The following is a 19,021-nucleotide window of genomic DNA, read 5'->3' as shown; positions in this document are numbered from 1 at the left end:
CACCCGACCGGGAGGCGGTCCACCCCTGCGGGGGCGGGCCGCCTCCCGGCGTTCGGGGGGAACCCGGGCGGGCGGGGGCCGGCCACGGAACACCGGCCCGGGCGGGGGACACCGGCCCGGCCGGGCGGGGGGCGGACACCGGCCTTTGGCCGTATGCGCGGTGGCGGCGCGGGGGTGAACCCGTGATGCTGGAGCGGTGATGGACGAGACGGAGTTCTGGGAGATCGTGGATTGTTCCCGCGAGGCCGCCGACGGCGACCCCGAGGAACACGCCGAGCTGCTCGTGGAGCGGCTCGCACAGCTCGACCCGGACTCCGTCCTGGACTTCGCCCGGCACTTCGAGTCCCGGTACAACCGGGCGTACACCTGGGATCTGTGGGGCGCGGCCTGGGTACTGCTCGACGGGGCGAGCGACGACGCCTTCGACTACTTCCGCTGCTGGCTCATCGGCCAGGGCCGCGAGGTGTTCGAGGGCGGGGTGCACGATCCCGACCAGCTGGCGGAACTCCTGGGCGACTTCGACGAGGAGATCGACGGGGACGGCGAGGAGCTCGGGTACGCGGCCGACGAGGCGTACGAGCAGCTGACCGGGGCCGTGGCGCCCGATCTGGGCGTCCCGCTGCAGGCGGCCGAGCCGGAGGGCACCCCGCTGGACTTCGAGAACGAAGCCGTGCTCGCGGAGCGCTTCCCCCGGCTGTGGGACCGGTTCCGCGCCTGATCAGCAGGGTCAGGAGTGCCGGTCGGTCGTGCCGGTCGGTCCTGCCGGTCAGTAGTGCAGGTCAGTAGTGCAGGTCAGTAGTGCGTACCGCCGTCGATGCGGATCTCCGTGCCGGTGATGAACGCACCGTCCTCGGAGCCCAGCATGGCGACGACGCCGGCGACGGTCTGCGGGCCGGCGAAGCCCTGGCCGAGGGCCGGGGCGAGCTTGGTGAAGAGGGACCAGTCGGTGTCCTCCGGCAGGCCGGGGCCGTTGCCGGTGGTCATGCCGCTCTCGATGGAGCCGGGTGCGACGCTGACGAAGCGCAGCCCCTGCTTGCTGTACTCGGCGGCCAGCGCGTGGGTCATGGACTGGATGCCGCCCTTGCTGGCCGCGTACGCGGACATGTAGGGGTGGGCGAAGGACGCCGAGGTGGAGCTGAAGTTCACGACGGCCGGCCGGTCGCCGGCGAGCAGCGCCGGGAGGGACTCGCGGATCATCAGGAAGGTGCCGGTCAGGTTGACCCCGATGACCCGGTTCCACAGGTCGAGCGTGGTCTCGTGGGTGTGCGCGGAGCGCAGGATGCCAGCGGCATTGACCAGTACGTCGATCCCGCCGAGGGCGTCGACCGCGGCGGCCACACCCTCCTTGACGGCGTTCTCGTCGGATATGTCGAGGAGCGCGGTGGTGAGCCGGTCCGCGTGGCCTCCCCCAGCTACCGCCGCGAGGTGCCCCCCTGCGGCTGCCCGGTCGGCGGTGGCCTTCAGGCCGGCCTCGTCGACGTCCACGGTGTGGACCCGGCCGCCCTCGGCGAGGATGCGGTGGACGGTGGCCCGGCCGATGCCGGAACCACCGCCGGTGATGAGGACACGACGTCCTTCGTAACGGTTCATGGCGTGAGCGTACCGAAGGCATGACACGTTTTGCCATGATGACAAAGAACGTAATCGCCGAGGTTCACGGACGGTACGCTTCAACCGTGAGATCCCCTCGCCCGTACTCTCCCCAGGCCGGCCCCGGAGCCCAATCGCTGACCGAGCGCCGCAAGGCCGCCACCCAGCTCGACATCGCCCGCGCGGCCTGCGAACTGTTCGCCGAACACGGCCCGGACGGCACCACCGCCGAGGACATCGCCCACCGCGCGGGGGTGGCCCTGCGCACCTTCTACCGCTACTTCCGCAACAAGCAGGAGGCCGTGGCGCCGCTGCTGGCGGGCGGCGGCGACGCCTGGCGCGCACTGCTCGCCGAGGAGGTCCCCGGCACCCCGCTGGGCGAGGCGCTGGAACGCGCGGTCACCCGGTCGCTGAGCGGACAGCATGCGGTCGAGGAGGGCCTGGAGGTGACCCGCGGCCTGCTGCGCGCGGCGGCGGACGACCAGGCCCTGCGCGCGGTCTGGTACCGCGTGAACCAGGACTCCGAGGAGAACCTGGTCCCGGTGATCACCCGCCTGGTGGGGCCGGAGGCCGACGCCCTGGAGGTGCGCCTGCTCGCCGCGGCCGCCACGGACGCGATCCGCGTCTCGCTGGAGCTGTGGTCGACGACGGACGCCCCGGTATCGGGTCCCGGCTCCCCCGCGGAACTCGCGGTCCGCTGCCTGCGGGACCTCACAGGGGCGATGCCCCTGCTCCTGGACTGAGGTCCGGAGCAGGGGCATCGTCGATCGGATCAGAGCACGTGGCCCTGTGTTTCCGGGTGGGGTTGTTCAGCTGCCACCCCAGCCGCCGCCACCGCCACCGCCGCCCCCTCCGCCGCCACCCCAGTTACCGCCGCCGCCGTCGCCGCCGTTACCGCCGCCGCCACCCCAGTTGCCGCCGTCGCCGCCGTTACCGCCACCACCGCTCCAGTTGCCGCCGTCGCCGCCGCCACCGCCCCAGTTGCCGCCGCCGTCGCCGCCGTTACCGCCGCCGCCACCCCAGTTGCCGTTGCCGTTGCCCCAGTCACCGTTGCCGCCACGACCGTTGCCCCAGTCGTTGTTGCCCCAGTCACCGTTGCCACCGCGGCCGGAGTTGTTCCAGTTCGACCAGTTCGAGTCGCGCCAGTTGGCGTCGCGCCAGTTGTTGTTGTCGCGCCAGTTGTCGTTGTACCCGCCGACGCCGCCCTGGTCCCAGCACCAGCTGGGCCGGTCACGCCAGTCGCGGTCGCAGCACCAGTTCCACCGGGCGTCCGAACGGTTGGAGGGGTACCGGTAGCAGTCGTAGCCGCCGTTCCCGCCGCCGCCACCGCCACCGGTGACGACCGAGGCCGAGGCGCTGGCGACGGGCAGCAGACCTATCGCGATTCCCGCGGCGCCCGCCATGGCTGCCGCAACGATCTTACGGCGCATTCTCATGCACCTCCGCACATGTCTCGCTTATGGGGCTTTTAGGTCATTTCAACCCTCACTCGCCCGTGCGGCCCTGTCAAAGCGGAAAGGCCCCCCGCCGCACTCCGTGGAGCGTGGCAGGGGGCCTCTCATCAGGCATTTTTAGATGTCGAAGTACATCTCGAACTCGTGCGGGTGCGGGCGCAGGGCGATCGGGGCGATCTCGTGCGTGCGCTTGTAGTCGATCCAGGTCTCGATCAGGTCGGGGGTGAAGACACCGCCGGCCAGGAGGTACTCGTGGTCGGCCTCCAGGGCCTTGAGGACGTCCTCGAGGCTGGTCGGGACCTGCGGGACGCTCGCGTGCTCGTCGGGCGAGAGCTCGTAGAGGTCCTTGTCGATCGGCTCCATCGGCTCGATCTTGTTCTTGATGCCGTCGAGGCCCGCCAGCAGCAGCGCCGAGAAGGCGAGGTACGGGTTGGACGACGGGTCCGGGGCGCGGAACTCGACGCGCTTGGCCTTCGGGTTCGAGCCCGTGATCGGGATGCGCATGGCGGCGGAGCGGTTGCGCTGCGAGTACACCATGTTGACCGGCGCCTCGAAGCCCGGGACCAGGCGGTGGTAGGAGTTCACCGTCGGGTTGGTGAACGCCAGCAGCGACGGGGCGTGCTTGAGGATGCCGCCGATGTAGTAGCGGGCGGTGTCCGACAGGCCCGCGTAGCCGGCCTCGTCGTAGAACAGCGGGTCGCCGTTCGCCCACAGCGACTGGTGCACGTGCATGCCCGAGCCGTTGTCACCGAAGATCGGCTTCGGCATGAAGGTCGCGGTCTTGCCGTTGCGCCAGGCGACGTTCTTCACGACGTACTTGAAGAGCATCAGGTCGTCGGCCGCGGCGAGCAGCGTGTTGAACTTGTAGTTGATCTCGGCCTGGCCGCCGGTGCCGACCTCGTGGTGCTGGCGCTCGACCTGGAGGCCCTGGGCGTCCAGCTCGAGGGAGATCTCGGCGCGCAGGTCGGCGAAGTGGTCGACCGGGGCTACCGGGAAGTAGCCGCCCTTGTAGCGGACCTTGTAACCACGGTTGTTCTCCTCGGAGCCCGTGTTCCAGGCGCCGGCCTCGGAGTCGATGTGGTAGAAGCCCTCGTTCGCGGAGGTCGCGAAGCGCACGCTGTCGAACACGTAGAACTCGGCCTCGGGGCCGAAGAACGCGGTGTCGGCGATGCCGGTGGAGGCGAGGTACGCCTCGGCCTTCTTCGCGATGTTGCGTGGGTCGCGGCTGTAGGCCTCACCCGTGATCGGGTCGTGGATGAAGAAGTTGATGTTGAGCGTCTTGTCCTTGCGGAACGGGTCCAGCCGCGCGGTGGTGATGTCGGCGCGCAGAGCCATGTCGGACTCGTGGATCGCCTGGAAGCCGCGGATCGAGGATCCGTCGAAGGCGAGCTCCTCCGCCGGGTCGAACGCTCGCGCCGGGATGGTGAAGTGCTGCATCACACCAGGCAGGTCGCAGAAGCGGACATCAACGAACTTGACGTCGTTCTCCTCGATGTACTGCTTCACTTCGTCGGCGTTCTTGAACATCCAACTCCTCCTACTCCCGACCCCGGGGCAGGGACGGGTTTTATAGCTCGTGGCGCGTCAGTGCGGTGCCGCACGCTGACCCGACCATAAGCAGACGGGATTTCCCAAGCATGACCCATTTGTTTCGCACAAGTTAACCAGGGTCCCGGCGGAGGGCCGTGCGGCGCCACGGGTACCGTGTTCGGGTGGACAACAGACAGGCAATCGGATCCTGGCTCTCCGGCCCCCGTGCGGCCGCCGAGGACATGGGCGTCGACTTCGGCTATCCGGGTCAGCAGCTCGGCCTGCCGCAGCAGGGGCCCGGCTCGGTGGCACGGTTCGGGCGCCGGCTCGGCGCCGTCGCCATCGACTGGATCGGCTGCCAGCTGATTGCCTACGGGCTGATCACCGGCGGCAACCTGGCCGCGGCGGGCAACTGGACCCTCGGGCTCTTCGTGGCCCTCACCATCCTGACGGTCGGCACCGTGGGCTTCACCCCCGGCAAGCGGATCCTCGGCCTCCGGGTGGTCTCGGAGTCCGGCGGCCGCCTCGGCGTCGGCCGGGTGGTCCTGCGGACGGTGCTGCTGGCCCTGGTCGTCCCGGCGCTGATCTGGGACCGGGACGGCCGCGGCCTGCACGACCGGCTGGCCCGCGCGGTCCAGGTCCGCATCTAGGACGCAGGACGGCGGACGCGGCGACAGGCGTACGGCACGACACAGGGGTGCCCCCCGAGCCCGCGGGCTCGGGGGGCACCCCTGTGTCGTATACGAAAATCAGCTGACCGGGTCAGCGCATCTTTCCGCCGCGCGGCATCTTCATGCCCTTCGGCATGGGGCCCTTCGGCAGCGGCATGTTGCTCATGAGGTCACCCATGGCCCGCAGCTTGTCGTTGACCTGGGTGATCTGCGGTCCGGCCAGCACGCGCGGCAGCTTGAGCAGGGTGGTGCGCACCTTCTTGAGCGGCACCTCGCCCTCGCCCGTGCCCACGATGAAGTCGTGCACCGGCACGTCCGGCATGATCCGGGCCAGCTTCTTCTTCTCGTTCGCGAGCAGCGGCTTCACGCGGTTCGGGTTGCCCTCGGCGATCAGCACGACGCCGGCCTTGCCGACGGCCCGGTGGACGATGTCCTGCTGTCGGGTCATCGCGATCGCCGGGGTGGTCGTCCAGCCCCGTCCCACGTTGTCCAGTACGGCCGCGGCCGCGCCCGGCTGTCCTTCCATCTGCCCGAAGGCGGCCCGCTCGGCCCGACGTCCGAAGACGATCGCCATCGCGAGGAACGCCACCAGGAATCCGAGGATGCCGAGGTAGAGCTCGTGCCCGATCAGGAAGCCGATCGCGAGAAAGACACCGAAGGTGACGATTCCCACGCCCGCGACGATCAGACCGACCTTCGGGTCGGCCTTGCGCGTCATCTTGTACGTCAGGGCGATCTGCTTCAGTCGCCCGGGGTTCGCAGCAGTCTCTGCGTTTGACTTCCTCGCCATACAGCGAAGTTTACGTGGCCTGCGGGGTTCGGGTAGCCGCGGCCTCAAGTACATGTTCGGTTTCGACCCGGTCCTTCGCCCGCTTGCGGTCCTCCAGGACCGCCGTCCAGGCGTTGCGACGGGCCCCGCTCATCAGCAGGGACTCGATCCCCCGGAAGGCGTCGGAGAAGGTCGGGATGGCAATGGCGCGTACGGGCGCGGCCTGCATGATGTCGATCCCTTTCACGATGCTCGCGTCGGCGTGATGCGGGCGGTGTGTGCGGTGCGTGGACCAAGCGTCACTGACTGGTGTTACCAGGGCGTGACCGGTCGGTCAAATGTGATGTACACGTTGCAAACACTGACGCGGCCCACCGGACTCTCCCTCGAGGAAGAGCCTAGGGGCCGCGTCGGCGCGGTGTTACTCGTTAGTAACGCTTTGTGCTCGAATTCACACGTTCAGACTCGGCTGCGCTTCTCTGTGCCCGCGGTCAAGCTCCGCCTCGTCACCGCTCCGGCCGAGTGCCCGCCCTCGTACCTCGGGCGGACCCTCGACCTGCGCTCAGACTCGGCTGCGCTTCTCTGCGCCCGCGGTCGAGCTCCGCCTCGTCACCGCTCCGGCCGAGTGCCCGCCCTCGTACCTCGGGCGGACCCTCGACCTGCGCTCAGACTCGACTGCGCTTCTCCATCGCCTGCTGGTAGAGGCGACCCGCCCGGTACGAGGACCGGACCAGCGGGCCGGACATCACGCCGGAGTAGCCGATCTCCTCGGCCTCCTTCGCCAGCTCCACGAACTCGGCCGGCTTCACCCAGCGCTCGACGGGGTGGTGCCGCGGCGAGGGCCGCAGGTACTGGGTGATGGTGATGAGCTCGCAGCCGGCCTCGTGCAGGTCCTTGAGGGCCTGCGAGACCTCCTCGCGCTCCTCGCCCATGCCGAGGATCAGGTTCGACTTGGTCACCAGGCCGTAGGCGCGGGCCTTGGTGATCACCTCGAGCGAGCGCTCGTAGCGGAAACCGGGGCGGATCCGCTTGAAGATCCGCGGCACCGTCTCGACGTTGTGCGCGAAGACCTCGGGGCGGGAGGCGAAGACCTCCTCCAGCAGCTCCGGGACCGCGTTGAAGTCGGGGGCCAGCAGCTCGACCTTGGTGTGGCCGGTCTCGCGGCCCGCCGTCTGCTGGTGGATCTGGCGCACGGTCTCCGCGTAAAGCCAGGCGCCGCCGTCGGCCAGGTCGTCGCGCGCGACGCCCGTGATGGTGGCGTAGTTCAGGTCCATCGTGACCACGGACTCGCCGACGCGCCGCGGCTCGTCACGGTCCAGCGCCTCGGGCTTGCCCGTGTCGATCTGGCAGAAGTCACAGCGCCGGGTGCACTGGTCACCACCGATGAGGAAGGTGGCCTCGCGGTCCTCCCAGCATTCGTAGATGTTCGGACAACCGGCCTCCTGGCACACCGTGTGCAGTCCTTCGCCCTTCACCAGGGCCTGCATCTTGGTGTACTCGGGACCCATCTTCGCCCGGGTCTTGATCCACTCGGGCTTGCGCTCGATGGGGGTCTGGGCGTTACGGACCTCCAGGCGCAGCATCTTGCGTCCGTCGGGTGCGACTGCGGACACGACCGGCTCCCTGTGACTTCGATTGTTCGGGCGCCCACCAGGGTACGCCCGTAATTTCGTACGCTCTTACGTCGGCCAACCTGCGAGCGATCGGCCGCATTCCCGAGGGCTAGGCGCCCGCGACCGACTCGATTTCGCGGGGCCGCAGCTCCGCGTGCTCCAGTACGTCCTTCAGGTGGCGCTCGGCCACCGGCAGCACCTCGGCGATGGTGATCTCGCGGCCAAGTTCGTAGGAGAGCGAGGTCACACCGGCGTCCCGGATCCCGCACGGGATGATCCGGTCGAACCAGGTGCTGTCCGGGTTCACGTTGATCGCGAAGCCGTGCATGGTGACGCCCTTGGCGACCCGGATGCCGATGGCGGCGAGCTTGCGGTCCTCGCGGCGCTGGCCGGCGTTGGACGGGGCGTACTCGGGGCCGTTCAGCCGCGGGTCGAACTCCTCGTCGCCGATCCGGGGGTCGAAGTCCAGGGAGAGCCCGCCGATCGCGGGGCGCTCCTCGACGGGGTCGCCCAGGACCCAGACGCCGGAGCGGCCCTCGACCCGGGTGGTCTCCAGGCCGAATTCGGCGGCGGTGCGGATCAGGGCCTCTTCGAGGCGGCGGACGTGCGCGACCACGTCGACCGGGCGGGGCAGCTTCATGATCGGGTAGCCGACCAGCTGGCCCGGCCCGTGCCAGGTGATCTTGCCGCCGCGGTCCACGTCGACGACGGGGGTGCCGTCGAGCGGGCGCTCGCTGGGGTCGGTGCGCCGGCCCGCCGTGTAGACCGGCAGGTGCTCCAGCAGCAGGCAGGTGTCCTCGATCTCGTCCGCGAAGCGGGCGGCGTGCACCCGGCGCTGCTCTTCCCAGGCCACGGTGTACTCGACGGATTCCGGTCCGAAGCCCAGATGGACAAACCCAAGCTCAGCCACCGCAGCGCCTCCTCATTGAACCTGCTGTGTGCACGTACCTCACTGAGCAAGGGTACGGCGACCCGTTCGAGCCCCCACAGGGCCCCTTCAAGGCCCCTTCAAGGCCTCTTCAGGGCCCCGGCGCGGGCTCCACCGGGGGCCACGGCAGCTGCTTCGGCCGGCGTCGGCCCTTGGGCGGCCGGTCCGGGTCCTCGTCGGCCCGCGGCAGCCGCCGGTGGCCCTCCTCGTGGTCGTTGACCCAGCCGCACACCCCGCACGCGTACCGGCCGTCGAGCCCCGCGATGTAGGTGCCGCAGCGCCGGCACTCCGCCTCGGTCAGTTCGGGCGGGGACAGCGGGGCTGTGGATTCGGTTCGCTCCTCGGGGAGGTGCGCCCCGTGGGGCCGAGGGGTCATGGGCCGCAGCGTACGCGGGCGGAGGGGTCCGGTCCGTAAAGGGCCCTACGCATTCTGCACACGATCGGATGAATGTGGGGCAGAGAGGGCGGCATCGGCGAAGTTCGCCGCTACATTCACGCCGTTCACAGGGCCGGGACCCCGGTCCGTCACGTCAGGAGACCGTGGAGCCGATGACGGAACGACCTGCCCAGCGCGTCCCCAACCGGCAGCTCGCGGCGCTGATCGCGGAAGCCGGGTTCTCCAACGCCGGGCTCGCCCGCCGCGTGGACCAGCTCGGCCTGGAGCACGGTCTCGATCTGCGGTACGACAAAACCTCGGTGACCAGATGGCTGCGCGGGCAGCAGCCTCGCGGCACTACTCCGGCGCTGATCGCCGAGGTGTTCACGCGCCGCCTCGGACGGCGGCTCTCCGCCCAGGACCTGGGCCTGGACGCCTGCGCGCCCGTCTATGCGGGCCTGGAGTTCGCGGCGACCCCCGAGGAGGCAGTCGACATCGCGAGCGGGCTGTGGCGCAAGGACTCCGGCTCGCACGCCGAGCTCCGGAAGATCGCCTTCACCCCGGCCGGGCTGGTCGTGCCCAGCCGCGACTGGCTCATCGGGCGGGCCGACGAGCGGGTCGGCCGCGGTGCGGAACCCTCGGCGGCCCGCGTCCCGCTGCAGGGGCGGGCCTCGGTGCCCCGGCAGCGACAGATCGACCGCGGCCCCGGGCAGCGCGTGACCGGCGGGGACATCGCCGCGCTGAGATCGGTGAGCGAGCTGTTCCGGACCCTGGACCAGGCCTACGGCGGCGGCCACGCCCGGCAGGCCCTGGTGCGCTACCTGGAGCACGAGGCCGAGCCGATGCTCCGCGGGACCTACGGGGAGACCACCGGGCGGCGGCTGTTCTCGGCGGCCGCCGATCTGACCCGGCTCGCGGGCTGGACCTCGTACGACATCGCTGCGCACGGCCTGGCCCAGCGCTACTTCGTGCAGGCGCTGCGGCTCGCGCAGGCGGCCGCGGACCGCCCCTACGGCTCGTACGTGCTGGTCACCATGAGCCGGCAGGCGGTCTACCTCGGCCACGGCCGCGAGGCCGTCCAGCTGGCCCGGGTGGCCCAGCAGGGCGTCGGCTCCGGGCCGCCGCCGGTGGTCCAGGCGCTGCTCCACTCGGCCGAGGCGCGCGGACACGCCGTCCTCGGCGAGGTCCGCGCGTCGACCGCCTCCCTGGTGCGGGCCGAGCGCGCGCTGGGCGCGGCCCGGCCGGGGGACGACGTGCCGCACTGGGCCCGGTTCTACGACGAGGCGCAGTTGGCGGACGAGTTCGGGCACTGCCACCGGGACCTCCAGCAGTACCGGGCCTCGGCGCAGCACGCGGAGCGGTCGCTCCAGCTGCGGGCGCCCGGGTACGCGCGGTCCCGGCTGTTCTGCCGGGTGGTGCTGGCCACGGCCCGGCTGGGGCTGGGCGAGCTGGACCAGGCCTGCGCGTTGGGCGCGGAGGCGGCGCAGCAGGCGATGGAGATGCGGTCGGTGCGCGCGGTGGAGTACGTACGGGACTTCGAGCGGCGGCTGGAGCCGTACCGGGACGCCTCGGCCGTGCGGACCTACCGGGACCGGGTGGCGGCCCTGTCCTGAGGGCACGTGGATCCCGGTACAGCAGGGGCCCGGTCCCGTGGCGGGACCGGGCCCCCGGTGCGTCTGTGGTTCTCAGGCCGCCACCGGAAGCGCGGGCTCCGGGGCGACCTGGAGCGGGATGCCGAAGTCGCGCAGGACGGCGCCTGCGGCGCGGCGGGCCGAGTGCAGGGCCCCCTGGACGGTGTTGGTGTCGCGGTGGTCACCGCACACGTACAGCCCGGCCAGTACCCGTACCGGCCGCCGCAGGTCGTACGGCGGGGGCATCGCGGGGACCGCCTCCGGGGTGTGGTGGACGGCCAGCAGTTCCCACTCGCGGGTGGGGGTGTCGTAGAGCCGGGCCAGCCGGGAGGCGAGCGTGCGCGCGGGCGGCGGCGGGCCGAGGACGGTGGTGGTGACCAGGCTCCGGCCGGCCGGGGCCCGGGTCGGGTCGACCGCGCTCATCACGGCGGTGTGGGCGACGGGCCACTTGGGGTCCCCGTCCAGGAGCAGCGAGCCGTCCCGGTACAGGGGTGCGGCGGTGGCGTGGTGCAGGACGGTGACCTCGTGGAAGGCGGGCACGCGCAGGCCGGGCAGCAGCTCGGCGGCGGCCCGGGCTCCGGTGGCCAGGAGGACGGAGCGGCAGCGGAAGTCGCCGTGCTCCTCGGTGGTGACCAGGTTGGTCGCCACCGACCGGACCCGGACCCCGGTCCGTACGGTGCCGGGCGGCAGGGCGGCGGCGAGCAGGTCCGGCAGGGCCGCCGCGCCGCCCTCGGGCACGGCGAGCCGGCCGCGGGCGAAGGTGCGCAGGGCGAGGTCGGCGACCCGGCTGGAGGTGGTGAGCTCCGGGTCGCGCAGCAGGGTGGCGAGCAGGGGGCGGAGCGCCCCGTGCAGGGTGCGCGCCGGCAGCCCGCGGGAGCGCAGGGCGGCGTGCGCGGTGCGCTCGGGCCGGGCGAGCAGTTTCTCCTCGGGCAAGGTGGCGAGCCGGCCGAGGGCGGCGCTGATCCGGGCCTGGTCGAGGGAGCCGCTGGCCAGGGCCCGGGCCGGGGTGAGGACCCCGACCCGCAGCTGTTTCCCGTCGGTGTGGACGAGGACCCCCGGTGTGAAGGGGCGCAGGGTCAGGGCCCGGAGGCCGGGGGTGCGTTCGAGCTCTGTGTACGAGGTGTTGAGCAACTGGCCGATCCGGTCCAGCCGGAATCCGTCGGCGGACTCGGTGGCCATCCGCCCGCCGGGGTCGTCCGCGGCCTCCAGGACGGTGACCGTGACTCCCGCTGCGATCAGGTGCTGCGCTGCCGCGAGTCCTGAGACTCCGGCTCCTACGATGACGACGTCCGCATGGTGTGCGGCATGGTGTGCGCTGCTGAGCACGTGCCCCTCCCCGAGGTCGGCGCGGCTGTGTGGGGATCCTCCTTCCCCCAACCGGCTCAAGGGGAACCCGAGTTCGGCGTGGTATTACGGTCAACTCCGGTCGCACGACGGTCGCATACGGGTCACGAACGGTCGCACGGTGGTCGCACGCGGATCCCCCGGAGGCCCCGGCAGGTATTCCGGGGCTCTCACCCGGAGGGCAGCGCGGCGCGGATCGCCTGCTCGATCCCCGGGTCGCGGAAGAGGAAGCCGGACTCCAGCAGCCGCGCGGGCCGGGCCCGCTGACTGCCCAGCACGTCCTCGGCGAACTCCCCCAGCACGACGCGCAGCGCCACGGCCGGTACGGGCAGCAGCGCGGGCCGGTGCAGCACGCGGGCCATGGCCGCGGTGACCTGGCGGTTGGTCAGCGGCTCCGGTGCCGTGAGGTTGACGGGGCCGGACAGCGCGGGGGTGTCGATGATGTGCCGCAGGGCCGCGACCTCGTCCCGGAGCGAGATGTACGACCAGTACTGGCGGCCGTTGCCGAGCCGGCCGCCGATCCCGGCCCGGAAGAGGGGGAACATGCGTGCCCAGGCCCCGCCCTCACGGGCGACGACGAGGCCGGTACGGGCGAACGCGGTCCGGATCCCGGCCTCCTGGGCGGCGGCGGCCGCCGCCTCCCACTCCACGCAGACCGAGGGCAGGAACCCGTGTCCGGCCGGGGCGTCCTCGTCGACGGGCCGGTCGCCGGTGTCCCCGTAGTAGCCGATGGCGGAACCGCTGACCAGGACCGCAGGCGGCTCGTCGAGGGCGGCGAGGGCGTTCGCGAGCGCGGCGGTGCCGAGCACCCGGCTGTCGCGGATCTCCCTCTTGTACGCGGCCGTCCACCGGTGGTCCCCGACCCCGGCCCCGGCCAGGTGCACGACGGCCCCGCAGCCGGCCAGTCCGGCCGGATCCACGTACCCGCGCGCGGGATCCCACCGTGCCTCGTCCGCCCCGGCCGGCTCCCGCCGTACGAACCGCACCACCTCGTGCCCGTCCTCCCGCAGGGACCGCACGAGTGCACTTCCGATGAGCCCGGTCGCCCCGGTGACAGCAATGCGCATGCCCCCATCCTGCCGGTCCGCTGCGCGGGCTCGGCGGGATCCGGCGGGGCGCGCCGCACCGTTTCCCCGCGGGCCCGGCCCGGCCGCCGTCACCGTACGGCGCTCCGCGCCCGCGCCTCGGTCGCCGGCAAGGCCGAAACGCCGGGCCGGGCCGGGCGGGGCCCGGTCAGGTGGCCGTGCCGAGCCAGGTGCCCACCGCGTAGGTGACGCCCATCGCCAGCGCGCCGCCCACCACGTTGCGCAGCACCGCCCTCGGCATCGGCGCCCCGCCCAGCCTCGCACTGATCACCCCGCACAGCGTCAGCGCCGCCAGCACCGCGACCACCGTCACCGGCACCCGCGCCGACGGTCCCGGCAGGATGATCGCCAGCAGCGGGAGCAGCGCCCCCACCGTGAAGGCGACGAGGCTGGCGAAGGCGGCGTGCCACGGGTTGGCCAGCTCGTCGGGGTTGATCCCGAGCTCCACGCGGGCGTGGGCCCGCAGTGCGTCCCGTGCCGTCAGCTGCTCTGCGGCCTCCCGGGCCACGTCGTGGCTGAGCCCCCGCTCGGCCAGCAGGTCCGTCAGCTCGTCGAGCTCCGCCGCCGGTTCCTCGGCCAGTTCCCGGCGTTCCAGGTCGAGCGCGGCCCGCTCGGAGTCCCGCTGGGAGCTGACGGAGACGTACTCCCCCGCCGCCATGGACAGCGAGCCCGCCAGCAGTCCGGCGACACCCGCCGCCAGGATCGCCGCGCGCGAGGTGGTGGCCCCGGCCATGCCGACCACCAGGCCCGCGGTGGAGATGATCCCGTCGTTGGCGCCGAGCACACCCGCGCGCAGCCAGTTGAGCCGCGTGCTGATCTCCGCGCTCTGTGCGCCGCCGCCCGCGCCGTGCGCCTCGATGTGCGCCCGGGTGGGCCGTTTGCCCGCGCCTTCGCTTGCCGTCACGCCCCCACTGTCGCGGCCCGGGGCGTACGGGGCCACCCGGCGGGCCGGTCCGGGGTGCGCAGGCCCCGCCCCCGTACCAGGGTGGAGTAGTGAGACGCCGACGTCAGGAGACGGGCTGGCTGCGCGGCGAGCCGCCGCCGCGCTGGGCCCGGATCGCGCCCGCGGTCGCCCTGGTCGTGCTGGTCCTGGCCCAGGCGATCACCCCGGGCGATGTGGAGCTCGGGTTCTTCTTGGCCGGCCTGCCCCCGGTGGCCGCCTTCGCGTACGGGGCGGCCGGGACCGCGGTCTTCGCCGCCATCGTCCTGCTGCTGCTGGGCGTGCACGAGCTCGGTGTGGCCCATGCCCGGGGGACGGACCTGGCCACGGTGGCCGTCGTCGGCGTGCTCAGCGTGGTGATCGCCTGGGTCCGGCAGCGCCGGGACGCGCAGCTGGTCAGCGTACGGACGGTGGCGGAGGCGGCCCAGCTGGCGGTGCTCCCACCGGTGCCGGAGCGGGTGGGTCCGGTGCGCTGCTCGGGCCTCTACCGGGCGGCGCAGCACGGCACGCTGGTCGGCGGCGACCTGTACGACGTACGGGCCGGGCCGTACGGGGTACGGGCGCTGGTCGGGGACGTGCAGGGGCACGGCCTGGCGGCGGTCGGCACGGTGGCGGCGCTGCTCGGGGCCTTCCGCGAGGCCGTGATCGACGACGCCGGGCTGGGGGCGGTCGCGGCACGGCTGGACCGGCGCCTGGTGGCGGACGCGGCGGCGACCTCGGTCGACCATCCGGAGCTGTTCGCGACGGCGGTGCTGCTGGAGTTCCCGCCGGGGCTGGACCGCGTACGGATCGTGTCGTGCGGGCATCCGCCGGCCCTGCGGGTGCGCGGCCGGGTGGTCGAAGAGGTGGCGGTGGATCCGGGGCCGCCGCTGGGTCTGGGTCTGGCCGGGCCGACCCCGCCGAAGGTGACGGAGCTGTCGGTGCGCCCCGGGGACCAGCTGCTGCTGCACACCGACGGCGTGACGGAGGCCCGGGACGCTACGGGGCACTTCTACCCGCTGGCCGACCGGGTGCCCGTACTGGTCCGGGACCCGGCGGGCCTGGTCGGTGCGGTGTGGCGGGACCTCGCGTCCTTCACGAACGGCGGTCCGCACGACGACGTGGCCCTGCTGCTGCTCTCGCTGGACGGAGAGGATCCGGCCGCCGGGCAGGGCGGCCGGACGCTCTGACTACGACTCCATGATGAACGCGCGCACCATCTTGCAGGTGACATTCGACGGCCGGTGGATCCCCGTCCGGACGGCCATCGTCCGGATCTTCCGGTTGGTGGCGCGCCGGGCGTCGTACGTCCCCGAGTCGAGCAGGGATATGGCCAGCCGCATCGCCTTCAGACGGCGGTTGTGGCTCTCGTACCACTCGCGGGGCAGGCCCGCCGGCAGCGGCTTCTTCTTGACGTGCTGGATGGTGGTGGCAGTGGCCATCTACAGCCTCCCAAACGGTAGTTGGCTTCCTGTCGTTCTTCCTCGATTTTACCGGGGACCACTGACAAAAGACCCTGGCCAGGCGGGCTCTGGGTAGGGTTCGCGCCATGGAGATCTGGATCAATCCCGCCTGTTCCAAGTGCCGCAGCGCCCTGACCCTGCTGGACGCGGAGGGCGCCGACTACACGGTGCGCCGCTATCTGGAGGACGTGCCCTCCGAGGAGGAGATCCGCGAGGTGCTCGGCCGCCTCGGGCTGGAGCCGTGGGACATCACGCGCACCTCGGACCCCCTGGCGAAGGAGACGGGCGTACGGGACCTGCCGCGCGAGGAGAACGACGAGGCGCGCGGGCGCTGGATCGCCCACCTGGCCGCCCACCCGAAGCTCATCCAGCGCCCGATCATCACGGCCGAGGACGGCACGGCCGTGGTCGCCCGCTCCGAGGAGGCCGTCCGCGAGGCCCTGTCCCGCAAGGGCTGACCAGGGCTAGCGGAGGGGCCGGCAGAGGCGCCGGGCGATCTCTGCCGCGGCCGTCAGCGGCAGCGCGTGGTGTCCGACCCCGGGCAGTACGCCGATGTGCGCGCCCGGCAGCGCCGCGGACGCCGCGCGGGCGGCGCGGCCGCAGTCGTGGCAGCGGGCCAGCTCGGCGAAGAGGACGTCGACCCGCGCCGCCGCGAGCGCGGTCGGGTCCGGGCGCGGCCCGGTGACCGGCCGCACGCCCGGGAATCGGGCGGTCTCCTCCTGCAACCGCAGCCAGGCCGGTTCGAGCGCGGCCCCGCGGGTCTCCCAGGTGAGGAAGGAGCGGATCCGCCCGGGGGTGGGCCGCACCAGCACGGGCAGTGCGCGCAGGACGTAGCCGGGGCGCAGCCCGGTGAAGACCTGGGTCGGGTCGAGCAGCACCAGGCGCCCGAGCCGGTCGGGGCGCCGGGCGGCATAGTGGGCGGCGATCCAGGCCCCGTACGAGTGCCCGCCGAGGGTCACGGGCCCGTGCGGGCCGGGCCCGCCTGGGAGCGCGTCGAGGACCGCGTCGAGCCAGCCGACCAGGTCCCCGACGGTGCGGAGGGCCCGCCCGGGGGCCGGAACGCTGAGCCCGGGGTCGCCGATCAGGTCCACGGCGTGCACCCGGTGGGTGCGGGCGGCCCCGGCGGCGGCGCAGGCCCCCCACACGGTGGAGGTGGCTCCGCCGCCGGGCAGCAGCACCAGCGGCGGGGCGTCGGCGGGGCCGCAGCTGTTGACGCGGGTGACCCCGTAGGGGGTGGGCAGGTCGACGGACTCGACGGGGCCGGGCCACCGGCCGAGGACCTCGTCGTAGGCGGCACGGAAGGAGGACGGGGAAAACGTGGATGACGTGGATGACGTGGATGACGTTCGGGGCATGTCCCGCTCCAATGCCTCGTCCAATCTCTCGCTGGGCGATAATCTCGCTCAGCGAGAGATTCTAGGCGGGGATCGGACGGGAGTCGATGTGGACGGCGAGGAGAACGACGCGGTGGACCGGGAGCCGGACAACCTCCGGCTGGTGCACCTGCTGAGGGCGGTGACCGTCGAGTTCGGCCTGCGCCAGGCCGACTTCGCCGCCCGCAACGGCATGCACCCCACCGACGTGCGCGCCCTGATCTGCCTGCTGGACGCGGCCCGGGCGGACGAGGCGGCCACCGCGGGCCTGCTCGGCACCCGGCTCGGCCTCAACTCGGCGGGCACCACCGCCGTGATCGACCGCCTGGAACGGCTCGGCCACGTGGCACGGGTGCGCGACGAACACGACCGGCGCCGGATCCTGCTGCGCGTGGAGCCGGCGGCGATCCGCCTGGGCCGGGACTTCTTCGGGCCCCTGATCGACGGGGTGCTCCAGGTGCTCGACTCCTTCGACCCCGCCGAACGGGAGACCGTACGCCGTTTCCTGACGGCCACCCACACCGTCTTCGCCACGGAGCCGCGCCCATGACCGCCCCCGACCCGGGCGGCTCCGACCTGCACCTGGAGCTCCCCGCCGGGGGCGCCCGGCGGACCGCCCTCGCCCAGGCCCTGCGCGATGCCGTACGCAGCGGGCGACTGGCCGGCGGGACCCGGCTGCCGCCGTACCGGACCCTGGCCGCGGACCTCGGGCTGGCCCGCAACGCCGTCGCCGACGCGTACGCCGAACTGGTCGCCGAGGGCTGGTTCACGGCCCGCCAGGGTTCCGGCACCCGGGTCGCCGAGGGGGTCGCGACCGCCGACGCACCGGCCGCCGCGGCCGGACCCGCGCCGATGCGGCTGCGCCACGACCTGCTCCAGGGCAAACCCGACCCCGCGTCCTTCCCCCGGGGCCCCTGGGCGGTAAGCGCCCGCCGGGCCCTCGCGGAGGCGCCCACCGAGGCATTCGGCCCCGGTGATCCGCAGGGCCGCCCCGAACTGCGGCGGGCCCTCGCCGGCTACCTCTCCCGGGCCCGGGGGGTGCGCTGCGCCCCCGAGAACATCGTGGTCTGCTCGGGCTTCGCCAACGGACTGCGCCTCCTGGCCTCCGTCCGGCCCCGCGACTGGGCCGTCGAGGCGTACGGGCTGCCCTTCCACCACGGCATCCTCCGGGCCGCCGGAGTCCGCCCGCACCCCGTCGCGGTCGACGAGGACGGCGCCCGGACGACGGAACTCCCCGCCCGGGCCCGTACGTTGCTGCTCACTCCGGCGCACCAGTTCCCGACCGGCGCCCGTCTGCTGCCCGCGCGGCGCGCCGCCGCGGTGGAATGGGCCCGCACGGCCGGGGGCGTGATCGTGGAGGACGACTACGACGGGGAGTTCCGCTACGACCGCAAACCCGTCGGCGCGCTGCAAGGACTGGCTCCCGAACACGTCGTGTACGCGGGCTCGCTGAGCAAGAGCCTCTCCCCCGCGCTCCGCCTGGGCTGGCTGGTCCTCCCGGACCACCTCCGTGACCAGGTGCTGGCCGCGAAGGGCCTGCGGGAGTCCTGGGCGAGCGCGCTGGACCAGCTGGCACTGGCCGACTTCATCGAGTGCGGGGGGTACGACCGCCACGTCCGCCGGATGCGGCTGCGCTACCGGGACCGCCGCGACCAGTTGGCCGCCGCGCTGGAGGCGCGCGCCCCGGGGGTCCGGGTGACCGGCATCTCGGCCGGGCTGCACGCCGTTCTGGAGCTCCCCGCGGGCCAGGAGGCCCGGGCCCTGACGGCGGCCCACGCCGCGGGCCTGGCCCTGGACGGCCTCTCGTCCTACCACCACCCGGCCGCCCGGGGCCCGTCCCGCGAGGGCCTGGTGGTCGGCTACGCGGCGCCCCCGGAGGCGGCGTTCACCCGGGCGGTGGCGGCACTGGTGCAGGTGGTGGGCCGGACGTCGGCGGGCCACGGGACGGTGGTCTCGGCCGCGACCCCGTAGTCGACTCCGGGCACGTCCCAGCCGTAGAGCCGGCCGACCTCGTCGCGGAACCAGCCGGTGTCCGCGCCGGAGGCGATCGTCTCGGCGTCGACGCGGTCCCACGCGGCGCGGACGGCGGCCTGCACGTCGGGCTTCATCTCCCACCCGTCCAGCCGGATGCGGTCCTCGTCGTCCGGGCCGGGCCCGGCGTCACCGGTGAGCCGGCCCCACAGAGCGGGTCCGGAGCCGCCCCGCACCCCGCCCCCGTCCCGTCTCTTCATCTCGTCCCCACCCCCCACCCCCGTAGGGTGGCCGAAGCGCCAAA

General features: G+C 72.9%; 22 protein-coding genes. 8 read left to right on the top strand and 14 right to left on the bottom strand.

Annotation, left to right across the window (positions count from 1 at the left end):
* The first annotated feature begins 199 nt into the window (after positions 1-199).
* Positions 200-718 carry a DUF4240 domain-containing protein gene (locus B6R96_RS25105; protein WP_081523710.1) on the top strand — a complete coding sequence of 173 codons (519 nt, stop codon included), beginning with the start codon at positions 200-202 and terminating at the stop codon, positions 716-718.
* A gap of 74 nt (positions 719-792) precedes the next feature.
* Here B6R96_RS25105 and B6R96_RS25100 read toward each other — a convergent pair whose 3' ends face one another.
* Positions 793-1,590, bottom strand: a complete 798-nt coding sequence (locus B6R96_RS25100; RefSeq protein ID WP_081523709.1) for an SDR family NAD(P)-dependent oxidoreductase — start codon at positions 1,588-1,590, stop codon at positions 793-795.
* Positions 1,591-1,676: 86 nt separating this feature from the next.
* On the opposite strand from B6R96_RS25100, the gene B6R96_RS25095 reads away from it, so the two are divergent.
* Positions 1,677-2,333: a TetR/AcrR family transcriptional regulator gene (locus B6R96_RS25095; protein WP_237291517.1), complete on the top strand. Its 657-nt coding sequence runs from the start codon at positions 1,677-1,679 to the stop codon at positions 2,331-2,333.
* A gap of 66 nt (positions 2,334-2,399) precedes the next feature.
* Here B6R96_RS25095 and B6R96_RS37740 read toward each other — a convergent pair whose 3' ends face one another.
* Together B6R96_RS37740 and glnA are read right to left on the bottom strand one after the other, a co-directional pair.
* The gene (locus tag B6R96_RS37740) at positions 2,400-3,020 is read right to left on the bottom strand and encodes a hypothetical protein (RefSeq protein ID WP_203351653.1); all 621 of its coding nucleotides are present in this window, start codon (positions 3,018-3,020) and stop codon (positions 2,400-2,402) included.
* A 141-nt stretch (positions 3,021-3,161) separates the two neighbouring features.
* Positions 3,162-4,571: a type I glutamate--ammonia ligase gene (glnA, locus tag B6R96_RS25085; protein ID WP_030389058.1), complete on the bottom strand. Its 1,410-nt coding sequence runs from the start codon at positions 4,569-4,571 to the stop codon at positions 3,162-3,164.
* Between the two features lie 185 nt (positions 4,572-4,756).
* On the opposite strand from glnA, the gene B6R96_RS25080 reads away from it, so the two are divergent.
* Positions 4,757-5,224 (top strand): RDD family protein, encoded by a 468-nt coding sequence (locus B6R96_RS25080; RefSeq protein ID WP_081523708.1) that lies wholly within the window; start codon positions 4,757-4,759, stop codon positions 5,222-5,224.
* 112 nt (positions 5,225-5,336) lie between these two features.
* Here the strand turns inward: B6R96_RS25080 and B6R96_RS25075 are convergent, their stop codons facing one another.
* The 5 genes from B6R96_RS25075 to B6R96_RS25055 all read right to left on the bottom strand — a co-directional run bounded on the left by B6R96_RS25075 (position 5,337) and on the right by B6R96_RS25055 (position 8,931).
* Positions 5,337-6,035 (bottom strand): DUF4191 domain-containing protein, encoded by a 699-nt coding sequence (locus tag B6R96_RS25075; RefSeq protein WP_030389056.1) that lies wholly within the window; start codon positions 6,033-6,035, stop codon positions 5,337-5,339.
* A gap of 10 nt (positions 6,036-6,045) precedes the next feature.
* Complete coding sequence (locus B6R96_RS25070) at positions 6,046-6,243, bottom strand: SCO2195 family GlnR-regulated protein (protein WP_030389055.1); 198 nt, start codon at positions 6,241-6,243, stop codon at positions 6,046-6,048.
* A gap of 436 nt (positions 6,244-6,679) precedes the next feature.
* Entirely contained in the window at positions 6,680-7,627 is a 948-nt protein-coding gene (gene lipA, locus B6R96_RS25065; protein ID WP_030389054.1) for a lipoyl synthase, read from the bottom strand.
* Between the two features lie 109 nt (positions 7,628-7,736).
* On the bottom strand, positions 7,737-8,537 hold the full coding sequence (lipB, locus tag B6R96_RS25060) for a lipoyl(octanoyl) transferase LipB (RefSeq protein WP_030389053.1): 801 nt from the start codon (positions 8,535-8,537) through the stop codon (positions 7,737-7,739).
* 109 nt (positions 8,538-8,646) lie between these two features.
* The gene (locus B6R96_RS25055) at positions 8,647-8,931 is read right to left on the bottom strand and encodes a hypothetical protein (protein ID WP_237291516.1); all 285 of its coding nucleotides are present in this window, start codon (positions 8,929-8,931) and stop codon (positions 8,647-8,649) included.
* A gap of 173 nt (positions 8,932-9,104) precedes the next feature.
* Between B6R96_RS25055 and B6R96_RS25050 the strand changes: the two genes are divergently transcribed.
* Positions 9,105-10,544 (top strand): hypothetical protein, encoded by a 1,440-nt coding sequence (locus B6R96_RS25050; RefSeq protein ID WP_030389051.1) that lies wholly within the window; start codon positions 9,105-9,107, stop codon positions 10,542-10,544.
* Positions 10,545-10,616: 72 nt separating this feature from the next.
* Here B6R96_RS25050 and B6R96_RS25045 read toward each other — a convergent pair whose 3' ends face one another.
* From B6R96_RS25045 to B6R96_RS25035, 3 genes are all read right to left on the bottom strand, one after another.
* Positions 10,617-11,888 carry an NAD(P)/FAD-dependent oxidoreductase gene (locus B6R96_RS25045; protein ID WP_081523707.1) on the bottom strand — a complete coding sequence of 424 codons (1,272 nt, stop codon included), beginning with the start codon at positions 11,886-11,888 and terminating at the stop codon, positions 10,617-10,619.
* Between the two features lie 188 nt (positions 11,889-12,076).
* Positions 12,077-12,973 carry a TIGR01777 family oxidoreductase gene (locus B6R96_RS25040; protein WP_081523706.1) on the bottom strand — a complete coding sequence of 299 codons (897 nt, stop codon included), beginning with the start codon at positions 12,971-12,973 and terminating at the stop codon, positions 12,077-12,079.
* 166 nt (positions 12,974-13,139) lie between these two features.
* A complete protein-coding gene (locus tag B6R96_RS25035; protein WP_443069959.1) occupies positions 13,140-13,895 on the bottom strand; it encodes a VIT1/CCC1 transporter family protein in 756 nt (251 codons plus the stop codon).
* 89 nt (positions 13,896-13,984) lie between these two features.
* Here B6R96_RS25035 and B6R96_RS25030 point away from each other — a divergent pair, with 89 nt between their 5' ends.
* Positions 13,985-15,100 carry a PP2C family protein-serine/threonine phosphatase gene (locus B6R96_RS25030; protein ID WP_107475581.1) on the top strand — a complete coding sequence of 372 codons (1,116 nt, stop codon included), beginning with the start codon at positions 13,985-13,987 and terminating at the stop codon, positions 15,098-15,100.
* Here the strand turns inward: B6R96_RS25030 and B6R96_RS25025 are convergent, their stop codons facing one another.
* The gene (locus B6R96_RS25025) at positions 15,101-15,352 is read right to left on the bottom strand and encodes a hypothetical protein (protein WP_030389046.1); all 252 of its coding nucleotides are present in this window, start codon (positions 15,350-15,352) and stop codon (positions 15,101-15,103) included.
* A gap of 107 nt (positions 15,353-15,459) precedes the next feature.
* Between B6R96_RS25025 and B6R96_RS25020 the strand changes: the two genes are divergently transcribed.
* Complete coding sequence (locus tag B6R96_RS25020) at positions 15,460-15,831, top strand: ArsC/Spx/MgsR family protein (RefSeq protein ID WP_030389045.1); 372 nt, start codon at positions 15,460-15,462, stop codon at positions 15,829-15,831.
* 6 nt (positions 15,832-15,837) lie between these two features.
* On the opposite strand, the gene B6R96_RS25015 is transcribed toward B6R96_RS25020, so the two are convergent.
* Positions 15,838-16,728 carry an alpha/beta fold hydrolase gene (locus tag B6R96_RS25015; RefSeq protein ID WP_081523705.1) on the bottom strand — a complete coding sequence of 297 codons (891 nt, stop codon included), beginning with the start codon at positions 16,726-16,728 and terminating at the stop codon, positions 15,838-15,840.
* On the opposite strand from B6R96_RS25015, the gene B6R96_RS25010 reads away from it, so the two are divergent.
* Together B6R96_RS25010 and pdxR are read left to right on the top strand one after the other, a co-directional pair.
* Entirely contained in the window at positions 16,727-17,296 is a 570-nt protein-coding gene (locus tag B6R96_RS25010) for a MarR family winged helix-turn-helix transcriptional regulator (protein WP_081523704.1), read from the top strand. The two genes, B6R96_RS25015 and B6R96_RS25010, sit on opposite strands and share 2 nt — an antisense overlap.
* The gene (gene pdxR / locus B6R96_RS25005) at positions 17,293-18,717 is read left to right on the top strand and encodes a MocR-like pyridoxine biosynthesis transcription factor PdxR (protein WP_081523703.1); all 1,425 of its coding nucleotides are present in this window, start codon (positions 17,293-17,295) and stop codon (positions 18,715-18,717) included. The genes B6R96_RS25010 and pdxR overlap by 4 nt, the downstream gene beginning before the upstream one ends.
* On the opposite strand, the gene B6R96_RS25000 is transcribed toward pdxR, so the two are convergent.
* Entirely contained in the window at positions 18,606-18,977 is a 372-nt protein-coding gene (locus tag B6R96_RS25000; RefSeq protein ID WP_081523702.1) for a hypothetical protein, read from the bottom strand. The two genes, pdxR and B6R96_RS25000, sit on opposite strands and share 112 nt — an antisense overlap.
* Positions 18,978-19,021 lie beyond the last annotated feature (44 nt).

The organism is Streptomyces sp. Sge12, from assembly GCF_002080455.1.
Taxonomy (GTDB): Bacteria; Actinomycetota; Actinomycetes; order Streptomycetales; family Streptomycetaceae; genus Streptomyces.
The sequence above is the reverse complement of the archived record's forward strand: the minus strand, read 5'-3'. Positions and strand labels throughout refer to the sequence as shown.

Bases quoted from the DNA above. Each gene is read 5' to 3' on its own strand.
- B6R96_RS25105 (WP_081523710.1), top strand. From the start codon at position 200: ATGGACGAGACGGAGTTCTGGGAGATCGTGGATTGTTCCCGCGAGGCC.
- B6R96_RS25100 (WP_081523709.1), bottom strand. From the start codon at position 1,590: ATGAACCGTTACGAAGGACGTCGTGTCCTCATCACCGGCGGTGGTTCC.
- B6R96_RS37740 (WP_203351653.1), bottom strand. From the start codon at position 3,020: ATGCGCCGTAAGATCGTTGCGGCAGCCATGGCGGGCGCCGCGGGAATC.
- glnA (WP_030389058.1), bottom strand. From the start codon at position 4,571: ATGTTCAAGAACGCCGACGAAGTGAAGCAGTACATCGAGGAGAACGAC.
- B6R96_RS25075 (WP_030389056.1), bottom strand. From the start codon at position 6,035: ATGGCGAGGAAGTCAAACGCAGAGACTGCTGCGAACCCCGGGCGACTG.
- B6R96_RS25070 (WP_030389055.1), bottom strand. From the start codon at position 6,243: ATGCAGGCCGCGCCCGTACGCGCCATTGCCATCCCGACCTTCTCCGAC.
- B6R96_RS25055 (WP_237291516.1), bottom strand. From the start codon at position 8,931: ATGACCCCTCGGCCCCACGGGGCGCACCTCCCCGAGGAGCGAACCGAA.
- B6R96_RS25050 (WP_030389051.1), top strand. From the start codon at position 9,105: ATGACGGAACGACCTGCCCAGCGCGTCCCCAACCGGCAGCTCGCGGCG.
- B6R96_RS25040 (WP_081523706.1), bottom strand. From the start codon at position 12,973: ATGCGCATTGCTGTCACCGGGGCGACCGGGCTCATCGGAAGTGCACTC.
- B6R96_RS25025 (WP_030389046.1), bottom strand. From the start codon at position 15,352: ATGGCCACTGCCACCACCATCCAGCACGTCAAGAAGAAGCCGCTGCCG.
- B6R96_RS25020 (WP_030389045.1), top strand. From the start codon at position 15,460: ATGGAGATCTGGATCAATCCCGCCTGTTCCAAGTGCCGCAGCGCCCTG.
- B6R96_RS25010 (WP_081523704.1), top strand. From the start codon at position 16,727: ATGTCCCGCTCCAATGCCTCGTCCAATCTCTCGCTGGGCGATAATCTC.
- B6R96_RS25015 (WP_081523705.1), bottom strand. From the start codon at position 16,728: ATGCCCCGAACGTCATCCACGTCATCCACGTCATCCACGTTTTCCCCG.
- pdxR (WP_081523703.1), top strand. From the start codon at position 17,293: ATGACCGCCCCCGACCCGGGCGGCTCCGACCTGCACCTGGAGCTCCCC.
- B6R96_RS25000 (WP_081523702.1), bottom strand. From the start codon at position 18,977: ATGAAGAGACGGGACGGGGGCGGGGTGCGGGGCGGCTCCGGACCCGCT.